Raw genomic sequence first — 11,196 nt, forward strand, 5'->3', positions numbered from 1 at the left:
AGAACTATGAAGGCTATTTTATTGGCTGCAGGACGGGGAACCAGAATAGCGAGAAATGTTGAAATGGTGCCAAAGTCAACTTTGCCGATAGATGGAGAACCATTGATTCGGCGTTCCGTAGCATTGCTTCAGAAAGCTGGAATGCAGTGTATTGTATGTACCGGATATAAAGAAGAAAAGGTAAAAGAAGCATTAGAAGGAATGGAAAAAATTACATATTGCTACAATCCTTTTTTTGATGTTACAAACAGCCTTGCAAGTCTTTGGTTTGCAAGAGAAGAGATGGATGATGATCTGATTATCATGAATGCAGATGTGTTCTTTACTGAAAAGATATTAACTGCACTGCTTAAAGATAAAAGAAGTCCGGTTATGGCAATCGACCGTTCCCGGGTGCAGGAGGGGGATTATTTTTTTAAGACGGCATGGAATGGCCGAATTGAAAAGTATGGAAAGGGACTTCCGATTGAATTGCGCAGCTGCGAATATGTAGGTATGGCAAAAGTGGAAAAGAGTTTTCTGCCCTTATTTAAAAAACGTATGGAGGAAATGATTCGAAGCCAGCAGCATAGTGCCTGGTGGGAAAATGTATTATATTCCTTTACGGATCAGAAAGAACAGGATATTTATACCGTGGATGTGGACGGTAAGTTCTGGGCAGAAATAGATTATTTTGATGATTATGAAAGAATTATAGATTATGTTGCACATACAAGAGAAAGTAGGAAATAAGATGAGTAAACTGCCTTTGGTATCAATTGTAATTCCTGTTTATAATGGGGGCAATTATTTAAAAGAAGCAGTTGATAGTGCGTTAAATCAGACGTACCGTAATATTGAGATACTGGTTGTAAATGATGGCTCAAAGGATGATGGAAAAACAGAAGCAATTGCATTGTCTTATGGAGATAAGATACGCTACCTGAAGAAAGAAAATGGTGGTGTGGCGAGCGCACTGAATATGGGAATTAGAAATATGAAGGGAGAATATTTTTCCTGGCTGTCACACGATGATTTATATTATCCGGAGAAGATAGAAAAGGAAATGCAGGCAGTACAGTCGCTTGCGGATAAGACAACAGTAGTGCAATGTGAATATGATTTTTATGATATGGCATCCGGGAGCCTTACTACGACAAATTTTCATAAATATTACACGTTAGAACAGATTACCAATTCTGTATTCAGTGTATTACAGTTACAGATACATGCCTGCGGAGCACTGATACATCGGGACAATTTTACCCGGGCAGGCTGTTTTGATGAAACAATTTATACAGTACAGGATATAGAACTATGGTTTCGTATGTTAAGAAATCGTAAATCCTGTTTTGTTCCGGAAGCACTGTTTCGGGTAAGAGAACATGTGGCAGCAGGCTCAAGAACCATACCGTCTTATTATGCGGAGACATGTGCACTGTATATAAGACTGATAAAGAAAATGAGTTTGACAGAAATGGAGCGTGTATTCGGTTCGGCATGGCGTTTTCTTGTACGTATGATAGCTTTTATAAAGAGCTACAATGGCGATACTTCTGAGATAGAAAAAAGGCTTGCCGAATGCAGTCCGAATGATTCTGACAATAGAAACCGCAAGATATTAGCGGAAAAACTTCAGAAGAACCGGAAAAGAATTGTGATATTTGGTGCAGGACAGTATGGGGTAAGAATGCATTATGAACTTCTGAAGAGGGGAATAGAGGCAGAACTGTTTTTAGATAACAGCACCGAAAAGGACCAGAAGATAATAGATGGATTGCCTTGTCAATTACCGGAAACGGTACTTGATGATAAGGATAATATTATGGTTGTAGTGGCTCTCAGAAATTGCCAGAGTGCGCTGGAACAATTGCAAAAGCTTGGCTTTACCAATATCATAATCCGGCAGGAGATTGATGGAATATTAACAGATAGAAGCAGGAAACAGGTGAAAGTATGAAGTGGACAAATAAAGGACACGAATTTGATGCAGTTTATCAGAATATAGAAAAAAAGGATAAATTCTATTTATTCGGAGCTGGTGAATATGGAGAAGCAGTTTATCAGGAATTAGAAGATAAGCTTCCGATTGCCGGTTTTATTGATAACAATCCGGAAAAGCAAAAAGAAAATTATCTGGGACAGCATGTATATGGTTTAGAGGAAATTGATAATGAAAATGCCGGAATTATTATAACAGTATCACCTTATACCAGAAAGCCGCTGATACAGCAGCTGATGACCAGTGGATATGTTTATAATCAGGACTTTTTTACAATGGAAATCTTCATGTCCGTTTATTTTGCATATCAGAGAGAAGAATTGTATATTCCATCCATTTCTTTTCTGCCGAGCACAAAATGTAATTTAAATTGTGAAGCATGTCTGAATTTTACACCATATATGAAAGAGCCAATGGTTCGTTCCTGGGAGATTGTGAAGGCAGATGTAGACATGTTTTTCCGGTGTGTGGATTATATTATGCTATTCCATATCAGCGGTGGAGAGCCATTCTTATATCCGCATCTGGCACAGTTGATAGAGTATATCGGAGAAAATTACAGACATAAAGTTCATTTCCTGCGAACAGTAACAAACGGAACTGTTTTGCCGAAAAAGGAGATACTGGAAGCCTGTAGAAAATATAATGTGGATGTTACCTTAGATGATTATAGGGAGGCTGTTCCGGCATCGGAAGAGAGATTTCAGGAGATTCAGAAGCTGTTTAAAGAATATGGAATCGTATATGAAATAAACAAGGTTGACAACTGGATTGATCTTGCACCGATGACAACAGACCATAGTGACTGGAGTGAACTGCGCCTGCAGAAGTGGTTTGAAGGATGTCATGTTCCGTGGCAGGAGCTGCGCGGTGAAAAAATATACAGTTGTAATTATGCCAGTTATGCAGTTGTAGCAGGATTTATGGAAGAACAGGAAGATGAAGTATTTGATTTGAAAAAATATGACAGAAGCCGAATGAAAGAACTGATGGAATTCCGTATGGGCTATAATGAAAAGGGATATGTGGAATTCTGTAAAAGATGCAGCGGTTATGTCGATATCAATGATCATATTGTATCACCTGCAAAGCAAAAAGAAAGAAGTTAGGTCAGGAGGCAGAAAAAGTGGAAAAGCCAATAGTGTCAATTGTGATTCCAGTTTATAACGGAGCAAATTATATGAAGGAGGCAATTGATAGCGCATTAAATCAGACTTATCCGAATTGCGAGGTAATTGTTGTAAATGATGGTTCAAATGATAATGGAGCCACTGAGAAAATTGCATTATCCTATGGGGATAGAATCCGCTATATCAAAAAAGAAAATGGTGGAGTAGCAACCGCGGTAAACAGAGGAATAAAGGAGATGAAGGGTGAGTATTTTTCCTGGTTGTCTCATGATGATTATTATTATCCGCAGAAAATAGAAAAACAGATAGAAGCCATTGAAAAATCCGGAGATAAGACAGCAATTGCCCATTCTAATTTTGATTTTTTAAATATGACAACAGGAGAAAAAACCAGTGTGGACTGGCTGAAACAATATGATATGCAGCAACTGACGAACAGTAATTTTGCACCGGTTTTCCTGTGTATTCATGGTTGCAGTATCCTGATTCATAAAAGCCATTTTGAAAGAGTCGGCTTATACGATCCGGAACTGATTGCAACACAGGATTCTGTATTTTTGTTTCATGTAATGAGGGGACAGAAATCTGTATTTGTGCCGGAGAGTCTTTTTGTGGGAAGAATTCATGGAGAGCAGGGCAGCCAGACTTTGGCATGTCACAGACCGGAATATAATAAAATGTTTGAAAATTTCTGTGAATGGCTGACAGATGATGAAAAGATAAATATGTGTGGAAGTGTATTTAACTTTTATTACAGATTATATGTTTTGTTGAAACAGAGTCCGAAGGCGGATACCATATTGGGATATCTTAAGGATAAGCTGCTGGCATTTGTAGAGGATGAAATAATGTCAGATGGAACAGGAGATATGAATCTCCTGTTCCCGGAATGGAAGGATAAAGGGGTAGATAGAATATGTTTGTTTGGCGCAGGGGATTATGGGAAAAGAATGCTGAATGAATTACAGTTGAGAGGATTTTTGGTACATTCTTATATTGATAATGATGAGAAAAAATGGAACACAAGAATCTGTGGTATTCCATGCTATGGAATGGATTATCTGGTGAAACATCAGGAGCATACAGCGGTTATTGTGTCTGCACTGGCAGAAGATGAGATAAAACTTCAACTGAAAAAAAACAACATAAAATACATAAAAAAATATTCAGAGATATACAAAAAATTATTCTATTGTGAGCCATTAAAATCAGTATTAAAGGAGAATTTGAAACATGAGCATGAAGTGGAAGCATAAGGGAAGAGAATTTGAAAGCATCGGCTATCAGTTAAAGGATAAGAAAACAATGATTATATATGGCGCAGGAGATTATGCAGAGGATATTCTGAATGTGTATGAGGGTTCTGAATGTAAAGACAGCTGGAAACTATGGCTGGTAGATAGAGATGAAAAAAAACAGCAGGAAGGAAAAAGAGGATATCGTGTAATGTCTCCGGAAGAACTCTGGAAGAAGGAGAAAGAGAATTACTTTGTAGTAATCTGTGCAACACCATCCGGAGCTGCAGAGATAAAAAAAGGTTTACTGGAACATGAAATAAAGGAAGAAGATATTTACGATTATAGTTATTTCCTTTATACATATCTTCCCATCTATTTTATGTATGTGAAGAATAAGCTGTTTTTCACATCGGAAAATATTATTCCAAGTACCGTTTGTGATTTGAACTGCAGAAGCTGTCTGAATTTTAACCCATATATTAAGAAACATATTGTGGACAGTCTGGAAGAAGTAAAAGCAGATATTGATGCCTTTTTTGGACAGGTGGATTTAATTTATCGTCTTCAGATTAGTGGTGGTGAGCCATTTCTTTATAAAGAGCTGGGACATGTATTGGAATACATTTATGAGAATTATAAAGATAAAGTGATTCGCCTTGAGACAGTGACGAATGGAACAATTGTACCATCTGATGAACTTTGCCGGATCTTAAAGAAATGCAAGGTAACGGTATTTTTAGATGATTACAGAAAGACCCTTCCAAATGGAGAAGCATTGTATGAACGTGTAAAAAATAAACTTAATCAGGAAGAAATTTCTGTTATTTATAATTATGCAGAAAAGTGGATTCGTATGTATTCTAAAAATTCAAGCCATGAAGAAGATTCAGAAGAGAAACTGGAAAGTTTCTATGAAAGATGTGGTAATCCGTGGTCAACACTTCGTAAGAAGAAGATAACAGGCTGCAATTATGCACATTATGCAGCAAAGGCAGGGATTTTACCGGATGATGAAGACAATTACTTTGTATTAACAGGTGAGGTAGACAAAAAAGCATTATTAGAATTCCGATTACGATACAATGAAAAGGGATATGTAGAATTCTGTAAAAAATGTGCAGGCTGGACATCCATTAATCCGAATCTGGAAGATGCAGCTATTCAGAAAGCAAAGGAGTAATTGCAATGAAATGGACAAACCGGGGACATCAGTTAGACCATGTAAAATCAATCTATGGAGAGAAAACTAAAATATATATTTATGGAGCAGGAATCTATGGAGCTGATTTGTATCATAGAATCAATTGGCTTGGAAATATAGATGGTTTTATAGACCGCAACGTAGAAAAACAACAGAATGGTTATCTGGGAGAGCAGGTAATTGCACCGGAAAAGATTCTTCAAAAAGTAGATGAGGAACATATTATTATTGTTGCTATGGAAAAAAAGGCTGCCGAGCAGGTTATGAGGCTGCTTAGAACGGCAGGATATATAAAGGCTCTCGATTGTTTTTATATCGAAGACTTTCTGGATTTTTATACCTATCAGCAATATGCTTTTTTTGCAGCCGATAAGTTAATGATTTCTTCTGTTTGTATGATTCCAAGTACAGTATGCAATTTAAAATGCAAGGATTGTTTGAATTTTTCACCATATTTTAAAAAGCATATTATACATGATTTTACCTTTGTAAAAAGAGATATTGATACGCTGTTTCGGTGGATTGATTATACTCCAAGGTTTCAGGTTTCCGGGGGAGAGCCTTTGCTGAATAAAGATTTGGGAAGGACACTGGTTTATCTGGATGAAAATTACAGAAACAGGATTGAAAGTATAGAAACTGTAATTAATGGAAGTATTGTACCGGGTGATGAACTATGCCGGTTGATGAAAGAACATCGTATAAAGGTTTATCTGGATGATTATCGTGAGAATGTACCTCAGTTAAGGGAAACCTATACACAAACAGTAGAAAAACTGGAAAAATATGGCATTGAGTGGATTGACAATTATGTTCCGGAATGGTTCAGTCTGGATGTGGAACATACAGAACACAGTGATATGACTGATTTACAACTGGAAAACTATTTTGATAATTGCGGCAGCCCGTGGAACTGCCTGGAAAATGAAAGATTGTACTCCTGCAATTTTGCACATTTTGCAGCGAAGGCAGGAATTATAGAAGAAACAGAAAATGATTACTTTGACCTTAAAGATTATTCAGAAGTCCGAAAAACGGAGTTACTTGAATTCCTACTGAAATATACTACAAAAGGTTATGTGGATTTTTGTAAAAAATGTGCAGGCTGGTCAGAGGCAAACTGTAATAAAGTGAAGGTTGCAGAGCAGATAGAATAGTGGTTATACGGAGGCATTTATGAAACAGTCTGAGAGAAAAAAAGTACAGTCTATTCTTGAAAATATACGAAAACAGCATAATATATTGGAAAGTCTGCCAGAGAAAGAAGTCTTTGCTCTGCTGGAAGAAAATCAGGGCACAATCATTGAACTGGGAAATTATGTGGAACAGAATATGGGACAGACAGCACCTTTTATCAGAATGTTGGAAGAGTATTGTGAGCTTGTATATCAGATGTTTCAGAGCATGAAAAAAAACAACAGACTTCAGGCAGCAGTGGAAAATGAAAGAGCAGGAAAAAAGTTGGAGCAGGCAGAAGATTATTATGTAAAGCATCTGCTGTATAGAAAATATGAAATATTGTTTCTGCCATATAAAGCAGCTATGTGGGATTCTATGGAAAGCATATATTTGGCTGCCGAACAAAATTCAAAGTGTAGAGTGTCTGTAATGCCAGTTCCTTATTACCTTTTGGAGGATGGAAAGAAAACAGCAGTATATGAAGGAAATCGATTCCCGGAAGGATTACCCATTGTAGATGCATATCAATATAAGCTTAAAGAGGAACGACCGGATGTAATCTTTATACATAATCCTTATGATGGATATAACCGGGTAACCAGAGTTGAGGAACAGTTTTACAGCAGTGAATTAATAAAATATACCAGCCATTTGTGTTATGTTCCCTATGATGTCGTAAATGAAAACAGTTTTAATGAGACGTATTGTATTGTGCCGGGTGTAAGAAATGCATGGAAGATTTTCGTACAGTCTGAAAAACTGAGAGAAATCTATGCAAAATATGTCGGGGCAGATAAAGTGGTTGCTTTGGGTTCACCGAAGATAGATAAGATTCTGAAAGGAAGAAATGGAGTGACAGTTCCGATGCAGTGGGAGAAAGTAATTGGAACAAAAACAGTATTTCTTTTGAATACGCATGTGTCACGGATTATCAATGAAAAGACAGGAGCATTTACTTTTTTGCGAAAGGTTGCAGAGTTCTTTGAAGAGCACAAGGATATCGTGCTGATTTGGAGACCGCATCCATTAAGTGAGAGCACTGCACTGGCAATGAACCGGAAAATATATGAGAAATATGAAGCAGTTATCCGGCAATTCAAAAAAATAGAGAATGTGATTTATGATGATACACCAGACATGCATTGTGCAATAGCGTTAAGTGATGCATACTTTGGTGATGGAGGTTCTTTGCTGACTTTGTATAAAGTCACAGGAAAGCCGGTTTATCTTCTGGATTCTGATGTTGATAATCTTAAAGTGACACCGGCAGAGCAGTTCTCTTGTGCGAATTTGATGGAATTGGAGCAGGAAGTCTGTTATGGAACAGGAAGAGCCTGCAATACATTGTTTGCAATCAACCGGAAGACGAAAACGGTACAATATATACGAAGTATTTTAGAAGAAAATCGTATGCAGGAAAATGCATATGGTTATGTGGTTTCTACAGAAGAGAAGATATTCATGCTGCCAAATTTTGCCAGACATATCGCAGTTGTTGATAAAAAAACAAAAGAAGTACATTATCTTCCAAACTATTACAAAAAAGAAGATGATTTAAAATGTGTTTCAGCAATAAGACAGGAGAATAAATTGGTAATTACACCACTTTTTTCTGGAGATCCGGTGCTTGTTTTAAATCTTGAGACAGAAGAAATAAAGAAAAGAGCGCTTCCGGAAGATAAAGATAACCGGAGAAGCTTTTATTATGGTCAAAGCTGTATCAATAATGAAAAGTTGTATATTCCGATACGGACAGAAAACCGGATATTGGAAATTGCGAGAGAAGAGGTTATCAGTCATAAACTGGAAAAAATAAATGGTGGATTCATGCAGTGCATATTCTGGGATGATAAGCTGTGGATACTTCCAGCAGATGGACAATATTTGCTGCAATGTAGTAAGGATTTTAGGCAGTTAAATAAGATTGAATATGATGAATTTATACCAATGGAAGACAAGGATAAGACATTTCTGTTTTATCGGATGGTACTGCAGAAAGAGAATTTATGGCTGATACCAAGAAATGTCCCATATTTTATTAAAATAGAGAAAAATGGAAAACCAACTCGAATTGATATAGACCATATTGAAGTGATAGAATATTTAAGACAGCATGAACAGCCATTTTCAGAGGCGGTTGCAGTAGAAGATAAAATATATTTTCCACCATTTATGCTTACGGATTTCTATGTGCTGGATACGAAAGATAACAGTCTGAAAAAAGAATGTTTTCAGACGCAGCATACAGAAGAACTGGTGTCTCAAATTCTGGAATGTAAAGGAGAAAAAGAATATATTTACCGTTCTTCACTGTTTGGATTTTCTTATTTTGCAGATTTGGTAAGAAATAAGAAAGACATTTATGCAAAGCAGAGAAAAAATGCGGTACTGGATACTTTTGCACGGAATGATGGAAGTGCTGGAAAAGGAATTTTTGATTATGTTTGTAATGAAATAATGGATGCATCGGAGGAAGACTGACGTGAAATATTTAATCCTTGGAGTGAATGGAATGGCAGGACATATGGTGGCACAGTACCTGCTGGAACAAAAACATGATGTAACAGGGTTTGCAAAAAAAGAAAGTGCGATATGTAAGACAATCATAGGTGATGCCTGCAGGAAAGACGAGCTTTTGGATGCAATTACAGCTGATGATTTTGATGTGGTGGTAAATTGTATTGGAGTATTGAATACGGCAGTAGATAAGAAACTTTCGGATGGAATTTATTTAAATAGCGTATTCCCACATTTTCTGGCAGAAAAGTTAGAGAATACAAAAAGTAAGCTGATACATATCAGTACAGATTGTGTCTTTGAAGGTACAAAAGGAAAGTATACAGAAGAAGATCTACCGGATGCAACATCCTATTATGGACGTTCTAAGGCATTGGGAGAAGTTTTTGATAACCGTAATCTTACAATCAGGACTTCGATTGTAGGACCGGAATTAAAGGAAAATGGAATCGGACTTTTTCACTGGTTTATGTTGCAGAGAAATTCTGTGAGCGGATATAAAAATGTAATCTGGTCCGGTGTTACAACCTTACAACTGGCAAAAGCAATTGAAGCAGATGGAAAGAAGAATCAAAAAGGACTTTACCATCTGGTAAATAATGAAGAAATCAGTAAGTATGCATTATTAGGATTGTTTAATCAATATTGCAGAGAAAAGAAGATTGAAATAAAAGAAAATTGTAGTATTGTTAATAATAAGTCATTGGTTAATACGCAGGATGAAATTTTTGAAGTGCCGTCTTATGATAAGATGGTAGAAGAAATGGCAGAATGGATACAGAAACATTCACAGCTTTATCAACAGTATAAAGGAGTATAGCATAATGAAAAAATTGAAAGTGATGACAATTGCCGGAACAAGACCTGAATTGATTCGATTATCAGAAATTATAAAGAAAGCAGATTTGTATTTTGAACATATATTTGTGCATACTGGTCAGAATTATGACGCAAGGTTAAATGATATTTTTTATGATGATTTAAAATTAAGAAAGCCGGATTATTATCTGAATGTAGTTGGAGACAATCTGGGAGAAACGATGGGAAATATTATTGCAAAATCCTATGAACTGATGCAGAAGGTAAAACCGGATGCATTGCTGATACTGGGGGATACCAATTCCGCATTGACTGCAATTTCTGCAAAACGTTTAAAGGTTCCGATTTTTCATATGGAAGCGGGAAACAGATGCTTTGATGAGAATCTTCCGGAGGAAACTAACCGACGTATTGTAGATCATATTTCGGATGTCAATCTTCCATATACAGAACATGCAAGAAGATATCTGATTTCAGAAGGAATTCGAAAAGAACATATTTATGTAACCGGTTCTCCGATGAAAGAGGTGATTCTGGCACATCAGAAAGAAATCGATGAAAGCAATGTGCTGACCACTCTTGGACTGACAGAAAAGAATTATATTGTTCTTTCAGCACACAGAGAAGAAAATATTGATAATGAGAAACATTTTGAAAGTCTGATGAATGCGGTAAATAAGATGGCAGAAAAATATCAGATGCCGGTTATTTATTCTTTGCATCCAAGAAGTGCCAAATTTGTAGAACAGCGTAATTATCAGTTCCATCCACTGGTAAGGAAAATGCCGCCATTTAATTTTACCGATTATAGTGCGTTGATGAAACATGCTTTTTGTGTGGTATCAGATAGTGGAACTATGCCGGAAGAATCGGCGGTCAGTCATTTCCCGGCAGTATGTATCCGCACTTCTACCGAGCGGCCGGAAGCATTGGACAAGGGCTGTTTTGTAATTGGTGGGATTACAGAAGAATCTTTGTTACAGTCTGTTGATATGGCTGTGAGAATGGCTGAACTGGGAGATTTTGGAGAAGCAGTTCCGGATTATGAAGCCGTAAATGTTTCTTCAACTGTAATAAGAATTGTTCAGAGCTATACACGCATTATTGACGATAAGGTCTGGAGGAAATAGC

General features: G+C 36.9%; 9 protein-coding genes. All 9 read left to right on the forward strand.

The genetic code is table 11. The features are described from left to right. The first annotated feature begins 6 nt into the window (after positions 1–6). From OCV43_RS08990 to wecB, 9 genes are read left to right on the forward strand one after another with little or no spacing between them, the layout of a single operon-like run. Positions 7–732 carry a phosphocholine cytidylyltransferase family protein gene (locus OCV43_RS08990; RefSeq protein ID WP_262623899.1) on the forward strand — a complete coding sequence of 242 codons (726 nt, stop codon included), beginning with the start codon at positions 7–9 and terminating at the stop codon, positions 730–732. A 1-nt stretch (position 733) separates the two neighbouring features. Then, on the forward strand, positions 734–1,939 hold the full coding sequence (locus OCV43_RS08995) for a glycosyltransferase family 2 protein (RefSeq protein ID WP_262623900.1): 1,206 nt from the start codon (positions 734–736) through the stop codon (positions 1,937–1,939). Continuing rightward, on the forward strand, positions 1,936–3,090 hold the full coding sequence (locus OCV43_RS09000; RefSeq protein WP_262623901.1) for a radical SAM protein: 1,155 nt from the start codon (positions 1,936–1,938) through the stop codon (positions 3,088–3,090). The genes OCV43_RS08995 and OCV43_RS09000 overlap by 4 nt, the downstream gene beginning before the upstream one ends. Positions 3,091–3,107: 17 nt before the next feature. Next, positions 3,108–4,367, forward strand: a complete 1,260-nt coding sequence (locus OCV43_RS09005; protein ID WP_262623902.1) for a glycosyltransferase — start codon at positions 3,108–3,110, stop codon at positions 4,365–4,367. Continuing rightward, on the forward strand, positions 4,345–5,529 hold the full coding sequence (locus OCV43_RS09010) for a radical SAM family protein (RefSeq protein ID WP_262623903.1): 1,185 nt from the start codon (positions 4,345–4,347) through the stop codon (positions 5,527–5,529). The genes OCV43_RS09005 and OCV43_RS09010 overlap by 23 nt, the downstream gene beginning before the upstream one ends. 5 nt (positions 5,530–5,534) lie before the next feature. Continuing rightward, positions 5,535–6,707 carry a radical SAM protein gene (locus OCV43_RS09015; RefSeq protein ID WP_117841475.1) on the forward strand — a complete coding sequence of 391 codons (1,173 nt, stop codon included), beginning with the start codon at positions 5,535–5,537 and terminating at the stop codon, positions 6,705–6,707. Between the two features lie 19 nt (positions 6,708–6,726). Then, positions 6,727–9,210, forward strand: a complete 2,484-nt coding sequence (locus OCV43_RS09020) for a hypothetical protein (RefSeq protein WP_262623904.1) — start codon at positions 6,727–6,729, stop codon at positions 9,208–9,210. Between the two features lies 1 nt (position 9,211). Next, positions 9,212–10,066 carry a dTDP-4-dehydrorhamnose reductase family protein gene (locus OCV43_RS09025; protein ID WP_262623905.1) on the forward strand — a complete coding sequence of 285 codons (855 nt, stop codon included), beginning with the start codon at positions 9,212–9,214 and terminating at the stop codon, positions 10,064–10,066. Positions 10,067–10,070: 4 nt separating this feature from the next. Continuing rightward, positions 10,071–11,195, forward strand: a complete 1,125-nt coding sequence (gene wecB / locus OCV43_RS09030) for a non-hydrolyzing UDP-N-acetylglucosamine 2-epimerase (protein WP_262623906.1) — start codon at positions 10,071–10,073, stop codon at positions 11,193–11,195. Position 11,196 lies beyond the last annotated feature (1 nt).

The organism is Roseburia amylophila (assembly GCF_025567465.1).
Classification (GTDB): domain Bacteria; phylum Bacillota; class Clostridia; order Lachnospirales; family Lachnospiraceae; genus Roseburia_C; species Roseburia_C amylophila.